This window comes from Bartonella alsatica (genome assembly GCF_013388295.1).
Lineage (GTDB): Bacteria > Pseudomonadota > Alphaproteobacteria > Rhizobiales > Rhizobiaceae > Bartonella > Bartonella alsatica.
The window spans coordinates 253,959-270,881 of sequence record NZ_CP058235.1; the positions used below are offsets into that span (position 1 = coordinate 253,959).

Consider the following 16,923-nt stretch of genomic DNA (forward strand, 5'->3'; position numbering starts at 1 on the left):
TTTATACTTTGTTAACATCAGACAGATTTCTTCTAGCCATAAAGATAACTATTGTCAGCCTCTAATTTGCCCAAAAATGAAAAGTTACACTTTTATCATTAATTCTTGATTCAGTAAAAAATATAGCTTATGAGAGAGCTCTTATCGCGGACGTGATGAAATCGGTAAACATAGCAGACTTAAAATCTGCCGGTCAAAGACCTTGCGGGTTCAAGTCCCGCCGTCCGCACCAAAAACACAAGTTTTTTATTTTACAACAGTTATTAGGGTCTCAATAAACTACCTTTTGTAACACTATTATAACGTTATAGAGAGGCGTGATTATAAAAATAGAGAATCATGACTCTCTTTTTGAATACGTTTTTAGCCAAGAAAATTATTCAAAGAAGTTTTATTCTAAAAAATGGAAGCCGCAGTAATTATTTCTCACCTCATCATAATCATTAAAAATCAATAGCTCCATTCTCCGTTATAAAAATAGTATTTTAAGCACTTTTAATAAAAATAAAGGCCCGAAAAACAAGGCCTTTTAACAATCTATTCTTGCAAAAATTAGAATTTGTAAGCTATACCAAAACGAAAATCATTTGTCTTATAGTTAAGTTCAATCTTGTCTCCAAATTTCTTTTTACCAAAATCTGAGTAACGATATTCTGTACGCAAAATAATATTATCAGTCATTGCAAAATCAACACCACCACCAAAAGTATAACCAACCATAGTCTTCGTTTTATCTAATTTAGCTCCCAAATTCTCTTCTCCCGTAATCGATAAAGACAAAATATCTTGAAGCTGCCCATAAGCAACGCCACCAGCAATATATGGCATAATACGATTAGCAGAAAAACCAACACGTACCCGGGTGGCACCAGTCCATTTTTGTTTTAAAGTATGACTAAAATTTATATGATCTTGTTTTTGATTGTGTTTTTCTGCCCTTTGGTCTCCTACATTTGACTGAGAAACCCCATTTACCGAGCCTCTCACTGACTGCTCAATAACTTGTTTTGCTAAATCGTGGATTCTTTCTTTCTTGACATTATCAGATTTATTTTGATCAGTTCGACCAATAAGAACAGCGTTTTTTTCATCTATAACAACAATAGTTTGGGTCTTCTTTCGTCCAGATAAAAATACGTCAGTATCAACACCTAGAATAAAGCTATTGCCTAAATCAACATTAGCACCAGCATAAAAACCCCCCACAAAACCTGATAATTTAGGCAAATATTTTTCCTCAACCGGAACCCATTTTTTATGCTTACTTTCTTCATCAGAAAAAAAAGGGCTATCATCATCAAAAGCCATTGCAGAAAGTTTACTCGAAAACCCACCAATTTGACCTCCGAAATAAAAACCTTGCCAAGAAAACGTAGGAGTAGCAATTGATGAAACAACTTGCGCTGGCTGTTGAGAAATTATAGCATCTGCTGCTTCCACTATAGAAACTGAAAAAAAAGCAAAAGCAGATATTGTTACTAAATATTTCGTATTCATGAAATTATATCCTCTTGCTATTATTAAACATAATAAAAATAATCACATTTAAAAAACAAATCTCTATAATATCTTACAAAATTTTTTATACTTAACTATAGTTACATTAAAATTTAATCTTTAAAATAATATGAATCAATTTTAATATTTTATCAACAAGTAATAATTAAAAATATAAATACTTATTATAAAAATTATCATATTAAATATTGTAATAAAGAAATATTAAGCCTTACAATCAAATTGACGTACAAAATTCCTATATAAATCATTCAGTAATATTTTTATATAAAGTATCTCATAAAATATTTTAGATTAATTTCTTAACGTTATGATTTATAAAATATCACATAAACAAATATACGTTAATTTAATTACACTATTAATTATCAAATAATATAACATATAATAATTTTATACATTTTATTATACTAACTATTTCAAAATAAATATTAATATTTATTAAATAAAAATAATACAAATATATATGTTTCAAGAAAATTTGTAAAACAAAAAAAATAATATAATTTCAGTTAAAGAAATTATCTTTTTAACATTGAGTACTTAAATCCTCTTTCATATAAAGTACATATTTCAGATTCTGTAGATACTCAGAAAATGCCATCTATCTAATAACTAATATTAAACTCCACATCGATATTATAAGTTTTTACAAAAAGCCTTTAATCACGATGTTATTAATGTGCACAAAAACGATGTCACGGTTCTCTCCAACCCTAGCTAATAACAAAATCTTCAACCATTTTATTTAAAAATTGCTCTACCCTCACTGATTTCTATATTATCTTCTGCCTTTATTGCAAAACGATCTTTATTAGGAAAAGTGATAAAACACCCTTTCATACAAATTGTAACTGTTTGATTAATATTCAACGAGATATTTAAAGGTATACTCCCTTCAACGACGGTGATAGATTGTACCTTTAAATCAGTATTTTTCACAGTTGCTGCAAAAGCTACCATAGACAAGATATCCAATAACGCAACCGTTATAAAGACAGGAATACATTTTAACATTCCAGGATTCCTTCCTCAACAAAACGTCTATATAATACAAAGCGAAGAGCATTGGTCACCTTAGAAGGTGAGGTAATGTTAGGTACATAAATAGCCAAATTAAATGCAAATTTCTTACTATCAAATGCAGTAAAATTCACCTGTGGCGCAGGATTTTTCAAAACCCCCTCTGTCACAGAAGCAATCTCTAGCAAAATCTCAACAACACGCTCTGGAGCAACATTAGAAGAAACAGTAATAGGGATATCAACCCGCCCCATTTTACTCCCACGGGTCCAATTACTGACATTACTATTGATGAGGCTTGAATTAGGAATAATAATCGTCTTACGCTGAAATGTTTCAAGTTCAGTTGCACGTACACTGATACGTTTAACAATACCACCTACTGAACCAGATTCTATGTAATCCCCTAGTTTAAAAGGCCTCCCAACCAAAATAATAAGCCCAGATACAAAATTTTGAACAATATTTTGTAACCCAAAACCTATACCAAGCGAAAGCCCACCAGCAATAAGCGCAAAATTTTTAAGATCTAAACCTGCCATTGATAATCCTATCAAAGCCGACACGACAATACCGCCATAACCTATGACTGTTTTGATAGAATTACGTACCCCAGAATCAAATTCCCCACGCTCTAATACAGTCCCGTCTAACCAGGCAATAAATCGGCGAATAAGAAACCAACAAGTAAAGAAAGCAACAATTCCGATTATAATAGAAATTAAAGAGATGAACACATTTCCAATTTGAAAACCAGTCATTAACTGCCATAACATTGTTTTTAAATCAGAATATGAAAATCCAAATTGTACAGCAATTGGCATTGCGCAAAATAAAACCACAACCAAATTAAGAAAAATACTTAATATTCCCCCTAATTGATTCATTGTTTTCTCTTCTAAATGCAACCATTGCATCAGAGTATGACCAACACTTGTTTTTATAAATTGGCCTTGAGTTCCAAGTGCTTGAACACTCTGTATCCCCAAATACATGAGAACCAAAAACGCCCCACCAATCATAATTTGCTGCATAATGAAGCGCGCTAGACCAACATAACCTAAAAAATCCATCACAATCAGCAATACTCCCAATACAATGAGAGGAATACGTATATAAAATGGCCAAAATAGTGGCTCTTTCTTTTGACTTTGAGAAATCTCACGTCTGAACTGTAAAGGTACAAATGAGATAATAAACAGCAGTATTGCGACAAAAAAAACAGCAATAAAACTTTTGGCAATAGTCAAAGAAAGAGAGGCTGAAACGACTTGATAAATACTATCGAGAACAGCATCAAATGCTAAAACTCCACCTAAAAAAGTAATCAAAATCACCAGTTGATACGCTGCCGTCGGTGCAATATTGAGAAGATGCACACGGGTTATATTTGATGCTAAAAGAACCACTGCTAAACGATTTACCAAAAAAACGAAGATAATTTGATACCCTATTATATCAAATACTGTTATGAGTTTGCCTGGATCCAAACCAAAACTACGGAACAAAAATAGTACAAGATAAACACAAACAACACATACAAGTGAAGGGAGAAGAACTGAAATAAAAGCAACCAATAAGCGTTGTAAATAAAATATTTCTTCATTCCTCTTGGTAAAATGATTGCGTATACGCACCAGCATTTTGCAAGAAAAATAAGAAAGTCCTAAAGCAATCAAAAGTGGAATTAAAAAGGAAAGAATCAGTTTTAATAACTTGAAATAAAATACAAAATTCCACCAAGAGCTCAACAACAAAAGAAAATCAGATGAAGCCTCTTTGGTTTTTTCTACGAGATGTTTAACCATCGGCATTGAAAACTCAAGCCTGTGCGTAAGTGTACGTTTAAAAAGTTCTCGAGATTGAGAAATAGCAAGTTCGGCTATTCTATTTGTAGCTAAAAAGATTGCTTCAAACCGAAGTACTATACTATTAATCTTAGCTTTTTTCTCTAACAATTGAGAACGCTCTTCACTTGTTTTTTTCAAATTATTTAGATCATTATGGAGTTCTATTAACTGATCAAGAAGTGCATTAATATCATTAAGAGGAGCACGTAAAACAAACGCCGCTTCTATAGCACGCTTACTGATATCTTGTGCACGTAACCGCACCTCTACTAAAGCACGCTCATCTTCTGACTTATTTTCAAAGTCTTTTTCTAAAGTTTCTGTATTTTGTTCAAGATTTTTAATAATGCACTGTTGTTGTTGAATAATTTCATCAATTGAGTGAGAAGTAATCCTTTGTCCGATGATTGCATTTTGTGACTCAAAACGCTCCAATGCAAAACAATTGAATACAATGATAAACCCCAAAATAAAGAGAAGTATACGTAATTTTTTTCTAAAAAATGAATACATATCTGCCTTAGATATACAAAGAAAAACTTTCTCCTCTGTGAAAATAGAGCATGGAATAAATATTTTCAACTTTTATAGAATAAGTTTATAAAAGCTTTCCCTTATTTCATAATCCTGATAAATAAGAAAAAGGATATCAATAGGCTTTGATTCAATAAGATTAAAGAAAGCGCTTTAGCATGTTTTTTTTGCACCTCTATTGCAAAAAAGAAATTTTTTTCCCTTTTACGGCCTGGTTTCTTCTGTCTGGTTTTAGCATGCTGTTGACTAGCAACCTAGAAGCATGCGCTTATTTAAGTCAACAATTACAAGCAAATAATATAATTGAAATGAATACACTTGATACACAAAACGAGTGTGATCAATTAAATCTTAATGTTATAATAACTGAAAACAAAAAATTTGTAACACTTCATACAGATTCTATGCTACCTATCAGTATTTTTCAATCTATCCTAGCATTGAATCTCTTTTTAATAACGACCATAGTTATTGACACAAAATTTTGTAACCTTCAAACACAATATTTTGAAAATAAACGTGCGCCTCCTATTACTTGAATTATGAAATGATCTTCTTATATCACCTCTGCCTTTAACTATTAGATTGCCTAGAGCGGAATATATCATGCGTACACCCGGTTGGTTAATTACTCTTTATTGTTTTATCCTTCTAAGTAGCATTTACGTTACCTTGCCTAATTTATTTTCACAAGAGCAGGTTAAAAATTCACAATTTTTAACCAACACCCGTGTGACACTTGGGCTTGACCTTCAAGGAGGTTCTTCTCTCCTACTCGAGGTGGATAGTAAGACATTAAAGCGTGATCAATTACATATAGTTTTAGCAAATGTGCGTAACACACTACGTGAAAAACAAATCCCTACATCGAGTGTTCGTATCATCGAAGATAGCGTCGTTGTACTTATTTCTGATCCATTACAAACTGAAAAAACACTCTCTGCTTTGAAAACATTAATAACCCCCATATACAATAGCTTTGGCACTCCAGCCAATAACATCACTATCAGTGCCCAAAATCAAACTATTCGTGTTACATTGACTGAAGCCTATATTAAGGATTGTATTAGCAATGCTATTGAACAAAGCTTAGAAATCATCCGTCGCCGTATAGATCAAGTTGGAGTTACTGAACCAGCCATCCAAAAAGTAGGAACCGAGCGTATTATGGTTCAATTGCCAGGCTTGCAAGACCCAAAACAGCTGCGTGATCTTTTAGGAACAACCGCTAAGATGACTTTTCATTTAGTGCCCTCTCACGTGGATATAAATAACCCACCCGCAGGCGTTTCAATCATTCCTGGATATACTGATGAGACACAACGTTACGCAATTTATGACCAAATAGCCTTAGATGGAAATGTCCTGAAAGATGCCCACGCAGGTTTCGACCCGCAAATGCCAGGACGCTCTATTATTTCATTTACCTTGAATTCTGCTGGTGCAAAAATATTTGCGGAAATAACACGACAAAATATTAATCGTCCTTTTGCAATCGTTCTTGATAACAAAGTTTTGACCGCTCCTACTATCAATAGTGTCATTCCCAACGGACAAGGTCAAATTACAGGAAATTTTGATCCCAAAGAAGCTTCAACTCTGGCTGCCCTTCTGCGTGCTGGCTCTTTGCCCGCACCATTAACCGTAATTGAAGAGAGAACCGTAGGTCCAAATCTTGGTGCTGACGCCATCCAAATGGGGCTTTATACCGGTATAATCGGTTTTGTTCTTGTTACAATTTTTATTTTCCTCCTCTACAGAGTTTGGGGTATCATTGCTAATATAGCACTAGCACTTCACACTATCTTAACATTTGCTGCACTAAGTCTTCTCGGTGCAACACTCACACTCCCAGGTATTGCTGGTATTATTTTAGGCATTGGTATCGCCGTTGATGCCAATATTCTAATTAATGAGCGTATCCGTGAAGAAAGCCGAAAAGGTGTCAGTGCTTTTGCAGCTTTAGATCGTGGATTTAAACATGCTTTTGCAACCATTGTTGACGCAAATATTACTGCAATTATTGCAACTATTTTATTATTTTGGTTTGGTACCGGCCCTGTTCGTGGTTTTGCTGTAACAATGTTGCTTGGTATTATTATATCCATGTTCACAAATATCACCATTGTGCGCATTATGATGATTTGGGTAATCCGTAAATGGAAAATTAAAACTCTGAATCTTCCCTCTATTTTCAACATTATCCCACAAAATACAACCTTCCACTTTATGAAAGCGCGCTTCATTGGTATTGGCGCCTCAATTATTTTATCATTTGCTTCAATTTTTCTATTTTTTAAGCCTGGTTTAAATTTCGGAATTGATTTCATTGGTGGAAGCCAAATGAGTATTACCACAAAAGCACCAGCAAACTTAGCAACTTTGCGTTCTAAGCTTTCTACCCTTAATATTGGTGAAATCACACTGCAAAATATTGATAATGAAAATACTGTGCTAATTCGCATACAGAAACAAAATGACAGTGAAGCACAACAAACCATCGCGATTGATAAGGTTAAAACAGCAGTACAAAACATCTATCCAGATGTCACATTCGATCAAATAGAGGTTGTTGGTCCAAAAATTTCAGGAGAGCTTGCCACAGCTGCTTTTACTGCTGTTATTCTCGCCGCGATTGCCATGACCCTCTATATATGGTTGCGCTTCGAATGGTTTTTTGCAGTTGGAGCAATTGTAACACTTATCCTAGATACTACAAAAATGATTGGTTTTTTTGCTTTATTTCAATTTGATTTCAATTTAACGGCCATCGCTGCTCTTTTAACAATTGTTGGTTACTCGATAAATGATAAAGTTGTTGTCTATGATCGAATGCGCGAAAACATGCGTCTTTATAAAAAAATGCCGCTGCGTGAACTCATTGATCTCTCAATTAATCAGGTTCTTATACGTTGTCTTTTTACATCAACGACCACAGTTCTTGCTATGTTACCTATGGCGATATGGGGAGGAAGTGCTGTCCATAATTTTGCATTACCCATGGTCTTTGGTATTATTATTGCTACATCATCCTCTATCTTTATTGCTGCTCCCATTTTACTCCTTCTAGGAAATTGGTGGCGTAAACGAAGTAATCGTATAAACACTGAACTACAATAAAAATGCTATGCTACTTTAATATTATAATACCACCCCTTTCTCTTCATAAAAAAATTATAGTCGTTTAACTCATTAATTTTTTTGATAAAAAGTCGTAAATAATACATGCTCCATGATACACCACTGATTACAACTATCGTTGCAGGTTTATGTTTAGCATTTCTTTTAGGAATGATTGCTAGCCGTTTGCGTATTTCACCCCTAGTAGGATACTTGTTAGCAGGTGTCATTGTTGGACCCAATACAGGCGGCTTTAGAATAGATTCCGTTATTATCAACCAACTTGCTGAAATTGGTGTCATTTTGCTGATGTTTGGTGTAGGGCTACATTTTTCATTAAAAGACCTTTTATCTGTGAAAGCTATTGCTGTCCCTGCTGCCATTGCACAAATGGCATTCTCTACTTTTCTAGGCTTATGCCTTGGCTTGATCATGGGATGGGGATTCAGCGGTAGTTTAGTCTTTGGTTTAGCTTTATCCATAGCAAGTACTGTCATCCTGCTGCGTGCTTTACAAGAACGTCACCTTATTGAAACAGAAAAAGGACGCATTGCTGTGGGATGGTTGATTATTGAAGATTTAGCAATGGTCCTTATACTTGTCCTCATACCATCACTGGCAAATGTTCTTAGCAACACAAAAAAGGAAGCGCTTGATCCTCTTGTTCAATGGTTAGATTTAAGTATTTGGGGAATTTTTGGTCTTACCATCTTGAAAGTTATTGTATTTATCGCCCTTATGCTTGTTATTGGACGGCGTATTATCCCTTGGTTATTAAAAATGAGTGCCCAATCGGGTTCACGTGAATTATTTCGTCTGAGTGTCTTTGCTATTGCACTAGGAGTAGCTTTCGGAGCAGCTCATTTATTTGGGGTTTCTCTTTCTCTTGGCGCCTTTTTTGCAGGTATGGTTATGAGTGAATCAGAATTAAGCCATCGTGCAGCAGAAGAATCTTTACCATTACGAGACGCATTTTCTGTGCTTTTTTTTGTTTCTGTGGGGATGTTATTTGACCCAGGAAAATTCTTGACCCATTTTTTTCCTCTCTTAGCAACGTTACTCATTATTATACTAGGAAAGTCTGTTGTTGCCTTTTTCATTGTTAAGGCTTTTCGCTATTCTAACGCAACAGCTTTGACCATTTCTGCAAGCCTTGCCCAAATCGGAGAATTTTCTTTTATCCTTGCAGGTTTAAGTTTGAGCTTGGGACTTTTAAACAACGATGCCCATGATTTAATTCTTGGTGGTGCAATTCTTTCTATTTTACTCAATCCTCTTGTTTTCATTGCCTCTAACAAAATTAAAAAACGGCTAGAAAATATCTCAGAAAATTCACAAGACACGCAAACAACTACTGATATTGATTCACCAAATCCTGAGCAAGAACTTTTATCAATGACCTTAAAAACTAATCATATAGTGATTATTGGCTATGGTCGTATTGGTAAATACGTTGCATCATCTTTAATAAACAGAGGTGAATCTGTCTTGATAGTTGAAGAATCAAGCCGCCTCGCTGATAAAGCAATTGCAGATGGATTTGAAGCTATTTGCGGCAATATTATTCAACAAGAAATAATGAACGCAGCAAATATGAGTAATGCATACAAAGTTGTTATTACAATGCGAAGTACCATTGAAGTAGGGGAATGTATAGTAAATATACATGAAGTGAAAAAAGATATTCAAATAATTACCCATGCACTTTCCGATATAGAAACAACTTATCTCATTGATTTAGGTGCAAATGTCGTAGTAACTGATGATGAAGAAATTGCTAATGGTATTGTCGAGCATATAACAGAACAGAAATCTGTAAAAAATATGCACAATAGTGAATTTAGTTTATAGAAAACATAAAATGGATAAAGAAGCGTGAAAACAAAGCAATTTATATGGCCGTTTGTTGGTATTTTAGCAATGCTGATATCTATCCGCATTCTTTATATAAAACTCTCTGCGATTTCTTTTGGTGATGTTTTAGAACGCTTGAGCAATTTAAATGCACAACATTGGCTATTAGCCTGTTCGTGCTCTCTTCTAGCTTATGCTGCTCTTGCTGGATATGACCGAATTGCCTTACAACATTTAGGCCATAAAATTTCTTGGATTTTTATTGCCATATGTTCATTTACGACGTATGCTCTTTCACATAATATCGGTGCTTCAGTTTTTTCTGGAGCAGTCGTGCGTTATCGTGCCTATAAAATGAAAGGACTAAATGGAACAGAAATTGCGATATTAGTAGGTTTTTGTTCTTTTACTTTTATAGTAGGCACGATTTTACTTTTGGGGATCGTTTTGATTCTGCAACCCCAAATTATTACTCTCATTCATGATGAGCTTCCCGAATGGCTTGGAACGACAGTTGGTACCATTTTGCTCAGCTGTATAATACTCTATACTTTCGGCAGCTGGCTTCAATTAAAACCTTTACGCTTGAGCAAAAAAATTCAACTTTCTTACCCAAGGCTAAAAATTGTCATTCAACAGCTTCTCATTAGCCCCCTGGAACTTTTAGGAGCAGCAGGAATTATATATGCTGTTCTTCCACATAATCCAGATGTTCATTTTATTTCTGTGCTCGGTGTTTTCCTAGCATCTTTCACCATAACCCTTCTCTCCAACGCTCCAGCCGGAGGAATTGGTGTTTTGGAAGCTTTATTCATCACAGGCATGCCCAATATAAATCCAACCGATGTCGTTGCAGCACTTATTGTATTTAGGCTGCTTTATTTGATTATACCACTTATTATTTCATTATTTGTTGTAGCAATTTTTGAAGCTCAACAATACTGGAAAGGTTCCTCTAAAACACCGCCTGAATAAATAAAAAGAAATCAATTTCCCCCCTCTCGTGGAGCGTGTGTAACTAATAAACCTTACCGGCATTCCGCTTCGTATGGAAATTAATGCAACCATTATACTCATTTATCTTTTTTTATTAAATCTTGAAGCCTTTCTCTTTTCATATCAACTTCACGATACAAAATTCATGGAAATACTTGGTACTTCAATTTTCCACCCCCAAAACCCTTCATGCATCTATCGAATGAATTTCTGTATATAAAAACAACCACTTCTATAATCTTCAACCGGCTTTTAATACTGAACATTAGGATTGCTATTTTGTAATGTATATATCTATACGATTTTTTATAAAAAAAGAATATACAAAGAGTTTCTATAAACGACCACACAAGAATACAAACAAAGATTTTACAAAATTTTCGTCTCTAAAAAATGCAAAAATAACGTATATGCAATCACTATTTTTGGGATTAATAACTATTTTATAACTAACTCTGCAGCATTTCTTTTTCCGTAGCAATTTATTGATAAAAGTTCTTGTCTAATATAACGATTTCCCTGTTCTAATATAGCAATTCAATGACAATTTAACTTTTGCATATCCATGCTTCACGCTCAAAAACCTGTTAAAAAATAATGACAACACTATCCGATCCACTAATTTCTATATTCTTTCTTTTCTTTATAAAATAAGAAATGTTTTTCTATTGCCTTGCCTACCAAATAATACGCTTTTTTTGGCTATACAAGTGGAGAAATAAGGATTTTAGAAACATTGCGGCGATCCATTTCAATAACTTTAAAGCGCAAACCGTCAGCTTCAAAGCTTTCTCCCTCATTCGGCAAATGACCGAACCGCCAAAGCATAAACCCAGCTAAAGTAGTATAACGATCGGCCTCATCAACAAGATTACGCCCAAGATAACTACTTAAACGGCGGATATCAGCATATCCTTCAACAAGAAGGTTTCCATTTTCAAGTTGTTCTGCAATCATGGGTTCTTCGTCATCATCAGGAAAATCACCTGCAATGGCTTCAAGAATATCGGTTGGTGTTGCAATTCCTTTAAAAGATCCATGCTCATCAACAATAATTGCAAGCTGAATCGAAGAATGGCGTAATTGCTCCATTAATCGTAAAACACTTGTATTTTCATGAACGACGAGCGGTTCTCGCATAGCTTTTTTCCAATTGATCTTTTTACCCTCTGCCAAATTCAAAAGAAGATCTTTTGTCAAAGCAACACCAACAAATTCATCCACTTTTTCACGTGCAAGAATTAATCGACTATGTTTAACCTGTTGTAGTTCTTCACGCATTTCATTCTCATCACCATTTAAATCAAGCCATTCAATCTCATTACGCGGTGACATAATAGAGCGAACAGGACGATCAGCCAAATCGAGCACACCACGAATCATCTCTTTTTCTTCCGGACGAAATAACTCAGAAGCAGCTACCTGCTCAGCAATAACATCTACAGTCTCACCAAGATTACCACCTTTGCTGCCCCCACCTAAAAGTCTCAAAACAGCATCAGCAGTTCGACCACGTAGATCATTTGTTGTAATCATTTTTTCACGATTACGACGTCCAATTTGGTTAAAAGCTTCAATAAGAACAGAAAAACCAATAGCAGCATACAAATACCCTTTTGGAATATGAAAACCAAATCCTTCAACAATGAGAGTAAAACCAATCATCATCAAAAAACCAAGACAAAGGATTACAATAGTGGAATGACGATTAATAAAACGCATAAGAGCGCCAGATCCACACATCATTACCGCCATAGCAATAATAACTGCTATGTACATAACTGCTGCTTGTTCTTTTGCAATCATACCTGTTGCAGTAATAATACTATCTAAAGAAAAAACAGCATCCAGAACCACAATTTGAACAATTACCTGCCAAAAAACAGCATAAGCAACGCCTGTTTTTCTTTCATGTGATACGCCTTCTAATCTTTCATGTAATTCTAGCGTTCCCTTTGCTAGCAAAAAAGCCCCACCCGCAATTAAAATAAGGCTATGCCAACTAAATATAAAAGATGAAATTGAAAAAGTTATTGTGTCAAGATTCATCACCCATCCAATAACCGCAAGAAGAAAAATCCGCATAATCAGCGCTAAAGTGAGTCCCATCAAGCGCGCACGATCACGCAAATGCAGCGGCAATTTTTCAGCTAAAATCGCAATAAAGACAAGGTTGTCTATTCCTAAAACAATTTCAAGAAAAACCAACGTGACTAAACCAAACCACGCATGGGGATCAATGATCCATTCCATCATAGTTCACCCTTTAAAAACATCTTTAAAAGCTTAAAAGCGCGCGATTGACAAAACAAATTCATAAGCTTTCATTCGCACAATTGAACAAACATATTGAACGCAAAAAAATCCCATTCACAGGAAGCAATAGCAAAATATTCCTTAAACACATATGATTGATAAAATTTACAAAACAGAACAATAGCTTACACTTCTTACAACCAAAAGAAGGTTCTTCTGAATTTTGCCCGGGCATTACGCTCGCCGATCCTCCAACTAATAGTCCCTCAATAACTAAAACATTTATCTTTAGAACCTCTTATAATGGGTCTATTTTTATATAAGATCAAGGGGGGTATAGTATCATAATTTTAACCGTATAGCCAATTTAGCTATAAGCTTAACCATTTTCAATAAAAAATAACAAAACCATCTAGACATCCTCCCTTAGGAGCGTTATAGAACCGCTCAATTCTTATATTTCAAAAAGCTGTGGGTGATTAGCTCAGTCGGTAGAGCAGCTGACTCTTAATCAGCGGGTCGCGGGTTCGATTCCCTCATCACCCACCATCTGTCTTTTTTTCTCTATAACTTATTGATTTTATTGATATTTATTTAAGGTTAGGGATGAGAAAATCAGGTTAGGGAATAAGAAATATAATCTCTCTTTTAATTTTTACTCAACCAATGTTTTAAATGTGTAAAGCTATTATTAATAGCCTCCACAAGACGAGCAAAATTAAGAAACCATTTTCTAAAGAATTTCGCGCGTCTCAGAGTATGTTTAGAGGCGGATATTTGGTTTTTGTGTAAAAATATTTCCTACAGCATCTATAAGACGTGAACAATCGAGTGCTAACAAGAGTATAATGAATACAATCCATTTCGTATAACGTGACATCACTTTTACACTTTTGTAGGTCATGATGATTTCTTGAAGGATTTCTTTTTCTGCTTCTGTAAGTTCTGTATCGTCTTTTATTTTTTTTCTAGCCATGTTTCCACCCACACAAGCGTTCACCTTGTTTATTGTGCTTTAAGATCTCTCTTGCTAAGTTTGGACTGATGGTGTTCAGATCTTGCCCACTTAAATAAATTGGCAACCAACCAAACCAATCTCTGTAGTACTGAACATAATAATAAAGAGGAAACTGAACAAAATTATTAAACAACTGGATGAAGCAATTATTCATCAGAATCTAGAGTAAGGAGAGAAAAATGATTACAGCTACGATACTAGGGCAGATTATAGGAGTTATTGGCGGTTGTGCAATAATAACATCATCTATTTCACTTGTTTATTCTATCGTTAAGTATCAGAAATTATACCGTAAAGCGATTAGAGGACTGAATCTAGCGCTCCAAGAACTAAATAAAGCGATTGACGAGTAAAAAAAGGGGGGAATGTGGTTTATTATAGGAATTGCAATCCTTATTATTCATAATAATCCCAATATTAATTAGTATCATTATATTAGTAATTTACGGTGTTGGATTCTTGCTAAAGAAAATATATGAGATTCTAGGTACGATACTCGGTGTAGTAATGAGAGTACTAGTAGCAATAATACTACCAACGGTAGAGACTATTAACTATACCTTTACAAAGGACAAAAGAAAATGGAACGAAATAATTGAGAAACGAGAAGAATTTAAAGAATATAAAGCGATTAAGAAAAAAAATGGAGAAAAAACGATAAATTATTACTTCCGTTTTGCTAAACATGGGGTATCTCTACTCTTGCGCTTAGTGGAACTCTCCTACTTCGCAGCAGTAGTCGCTTTAATAATCATGTTTCCTACAGAGTACATCATTGCTACGTTTTTCCCCCGCTCTTTTGCCCCTTATTTGTTAGGGACAATCATTTTAATGCTTACTCTTCCCCTTACAGTCTGTATGGCACCAATCCAATATAGAATACAAGCGCTACCTGTTTCATTTTTACTACAGACACTGCTTCTCTGGATTCAGTTTCGCGAAAACCTCTTTATGGATACTGTATTCTGTATCGGATTTGAAGTATTCGTATATATATTATTTAGCTTTTCTCAAGCAGTATTTATAGCCGAACTATCAGAAGAGCAATCAACCGCCTTTGAAACATTACAATAAATACCTGAAGCAATTAGGTAAGAAATGTTGATAGCTTAGCGAGTACTTCGTTCATAATCATGGGAGGAACTGTTTCCATTTTCTTACCAGCACGCTCTGCTGCTTTAAGCACTGCCTCTTTCAAAATACGTGTCGTTTTATTTGGCACGCCTTTTACCCGCCCTTGACCTGCCTTTGGGGGCGTTCTTTTTGCAGGTTTCTCAGTGGTTTTCATGTGTGTTTCTTTTTGTAAACAAGACAATAAAAAACCCCGCAAACGCAGGGCTCTAAACAACCATATCATTACAAAAGGGGTTTAACGAGAAACGATCTACTGTAATTTTGGACGCAATTCGACCCCTACAGCAGCGTCATTAAATACGACTTTTCATGCATTGTCAATAGAAAAAATCTATATTTTGTATTTTTTTTATTTTTTAATCAAAACCTAGTATTTTAAAAGCCAATCCAATACAAATTGATCGATTGTTGGATTTAAACCACGCAACAAAATTAGACTCTTTAGAATCCACTCTTATTACTCTTGGCAAAGAGATTACCACTAGTATTCAAAATGCCGCTTGAAACTTATTTATTTATAAATTACTAGACAATTATCATAGGAGGGAAGAGCAATGACAGGTCCAGAAATATTAGATGCCGTGTATATGATATCAATGATAGTTATATCCGTTTTAACTATAGCGTTTTGTTTATCTTCTGCTTTTTGATTTTCATTAATATATAGCTAAATATTAAGCTCATGGCGGGCTGCTGTTGCCAAAAAAGCAGATCTTGTTAAACCTCTTTCTTGTGCACAATCATCAATTGCACGTAAGAGTCCTCTTTCAATAGATATATTCGTACGTACCACTTCCGCATCATTTTCAATAAAAGGAACTTGTATTAAAAAGGCTCCTTCTGACAAAGCTGTTTTGACAGATTCCCGTTGTATGACTTCTTCAAATTTTGAAGGAATAGGCACTATATCTATATCTTCACAATAAAGTTGAAGTGCTTCTGTTGCATTTGCGATTAAATTTTCTTCCTCATCAGCAGCAGAAAAAAGCCCCTCAAAATCAGGAAACTGAACACCAAAAGCAGAATCTTCATCTTTATGAACAAGAGCAAAAAATCTTTTCATTTTTCTTCTCCTTTTTTAACCAACCTGCTTGTTGTGCGATAGAACGTGCTGTACCAATCGGAAGATTTTTTTTAGGATGTGGAACAATAACAACCTTACCATCTTTTTTTGATTTATGATGAGAACCTTTTACTTTGATAAATTCAAAGCCATCACGCTTTAATTTTGCAATGATTTTTCGGCTATCTTGTTCCATTACCTAAACTAATAATGTGTAAATATATACACATTTCAATGATTTTTCATCTGATGTCAATTCTTTTTTAACAGCTAAAGTGCTTATGAAGCGCGTTAAGAGCGACCCTCTCCCCCCTCCAAAATCATTCAAAACTACCTCTTTCATTGTTATCTCTAAAAAACAAGTGAGTTCTAAAATAAAAAATGGAAAAAATTAATCTGCTGCAATAATGCTTAATATAATTTAGTATTTTATAAGCGGGTATTTATAAAGACATCATTATGTTAATATCAATTAAGTACCTTAAACACAATAAATACGATAAAAATTCACATAGAGATAAATCTCTTCATACAATATCTTTTTATAAAATTAAAAA

At 34.5% G+C, this 16,923-nt stretch carries 14 protein-coding genes and 2 tRNA genes; 8 read left to right on the forward strand and 8 right to left on the reverse strand.

Going from position 1 to position 16,923, the window contains the following annotated elements:
• The first annotated feature begins 146 nt into the window (after positions 1–146).
• Positions 147–232, forward strand: a tRNA-Leu gene (locus HWV54_RS01130).
• Positions 233–552: 320 nt separating this feature from the next.
• On the opposite strand, the gene HWV54_RS01135 is transcribed toward HWV54_RS01130, so the two are convergent.
• The 3 genes from HWV54_RS01135 to HWV54_RS01145 all read right to left on the reverse strand — a co-directional run bounded on the left by HWV54_RS01135 (position 553) and on the right by HWV54_RS01145 (position 4,904).
• The gene (locus HWV54_RS01135) at positions 553–1,497 is read right to left on the reverse strand and encodes an outer membrane protein (protein WP_005865019.1); all 945 of its coding nucleotides are present in this window, start codon (positions 1,495–1,497) and stop codon (positions 553–555) included.
• 765 nt (positions 1,498–2,262) lie between these two features.
• On the reverse strand, positions 2,263–2,535 hold the full coding sequence (locus HWV54_RS01140) for a hypothetical protein (RefSeq protein WP_005865017.1): 273 nt from the start codon (positions 2,533–2,535) through the stop codon (positions 2,263–2,265).
• Entirely contained in the window at positions 2,529–4,904 is a 2,376-nt protein-coding gene (locus HWV54_RS01145; RefSeq protein ID WP_005865015.1) for a mechanosensitive ion channel family protein, read from the reverse strand. The genes HWV54_RS01140 and HWV54_RS01145 overlap by 7 nt, the downstream gene beginning before the upstream one ends.
• A 179-nt stretch (positions 4,905–5,083) precedes the next feature.
• Between HWV54_RS01145 and HWV54_RS01150 the strand changes: the two genes are divergently transcribed.
• From HWV54_RS01150 to HWV54_RS01165, 4 genes are all read left to right on the forward strand, one after another.
• A complete protein-coding gene (locus HWV54_RS01150; protein ID WP_005865013.1) occupies positions 5,084–5,464 on the forward strand; it encodes a hypothetical protein in 381 nt (126 codons plus the stop codon).
• A 67-nt stretch (positions 5,465–5,531) separates the two neighbouring features.
• Positions 5,532–8,045 carry a protein translocase subunit SecD gene (gene secD / locus HWV54_RS01155; RefSeq protein WP_005865011.1) on the forward strand — a complete coding sequence of 838 codons (2,514 nt, stop codon included), beginning with the start codon at positions 5,532–5,534 and terminating at the stop codon, positions 8,043–8,045.
• A gap of 105 nt (positions 8,046–8,150) precedes the next feature.
• A complete protein-coding gene (locus HWV54_RS01160) occupies positions 8,151–9,896 on the forward strand; it encodes a cation:proton antiporter domain-containing protein (protein ID WP_005865009.1) in 1,746 nt (581 codons plus the stop codon).
• Positions 9,897–9,920: 24 nt separating this feature from the next.
• Complete coding sequence (locus tag HWV54_RS01165) at positions 9,921–10,874, forward strand: lysylphosphatidylglycerol synthase transmembrane domain-containing protein (protein WP_005865008.1); 954 nt, start codon at positions 9,921–9,923, stop codon at positions 10,872–10,874.
• A gap of 723 nt (positions 10,875–11,597) precedes the next feature.
• On the opposite strand, the gene HWV54_RS01170 is transcribed toward HWV54_RS01165, so the two are convergent.
• Entirely contained in the window at positions 11,598–13,151 is a 1,554-nt protein-coding gene (locus HWV54_RS01170) for a TerC family protein (RefSeq protein WP_005865006.1), read from the reverse strand.
• A 473-nt stretch (positions 13,152–13,624) separates the two neighbouring features.
• On the opposite strand from HWV54_RS01170, the gene HWV54_RS01175 reads away from it, so the two are divergent.
• Positions 13,625–13,700: transfer RNA gene (locus tag HWV54_RS01175), tRNA-Lys, on the forward strand.
• 214 nt (positions 13,701–13,914) lie between these two features.
• Here the strand turns inward: HWV54_RS01175 and HWV54_RS01180 are convergent.
• On the reverse strand, positions 13,915–14,127 hold the full coding sequence (locus HWV54_RS01180) for a hypothetical protein (protein WP_005865004.1): 213 nt from the start codon (positions 14,125–14,127) through the stop codon (positions 13,915–13,917).
• Between the two features lie 221 nt (positions 14,128–14,348).
• Between HWV54_RS01180 and HWV54_RS01185 the strand changes: the two genes are divergently transcribed.
• Together HWV54_RS01185 and HWV54_RS01190 are read left to right on the forward strand one after the other, a co-directional pair.
• Positions 14,349–14,522, forward strand: coding sequence for a hypothetical protein (locus HWV54_RS01185; RefSeq protein ID WP_005865002.1), 174 nt, complete (start codon positions 14,349–14,351; stop codon positions 14,520–14,522).
• Between the two features lie 106 nt (positions 14,523–14,628).
• Complete coding sequence (locus tag HWV54_RS01190; protein ID WP_156785828.1) at positions 14,629–15,243, forward strand: hypothetical protein; 615 nt, start codon at positions 14,629–14,631, stop codon at positions 15,241–15,243.
• Between the two features lie 13 nt (positions 15,244–15,256).
• Here HWV54_RS01190 and HWV54_RS06855 read toward each other — a convergent pair whose 3' ends face one another.
• The 3 genes from HWV54_RS06855 to HWV54_RS01205 form a co-directional block, all read right to left on the reverse strand.
• A complete protein-coding gene (locus HWV54_RS06855) occupies positions 15,257–15,457 on the reverse strand; it encodes a hypothetical protein (protein WP_040296442.1) in 201 nt (66 codons plus the stop codon).
• A 513-nt stretch (positions 15,458–15,970) separates the two neighbouring features.
• Complete coding sequence (locus HWV54_RS01200) at positions 15,971–16,366, reverse strand: type II toxin-antitoxin system HicB family antitoxin (protein ID WP_005864994.1); 396 nt, start codon at positions 16,364–16,366, stop codon at positions 15,971–15,973.
• Positions 16,338–16,562, reverse strand: a complete 225-nt coding sequence (locus HWV54_RS01205; RefSeq protein ID WP_005864993.1) for a type II toxin-antitoxin system HicA family toxin — start codon at positions 16,560–16,562, stop codon at positions 16,338–16,340. The genes HWV54_RS01200 and HWV54_RS01205 overlap by 29 nt, the downstream gene beginning before the upstream one ends.
• Positions 16,563–16,923: the final 361 nt, after the last annotated feature.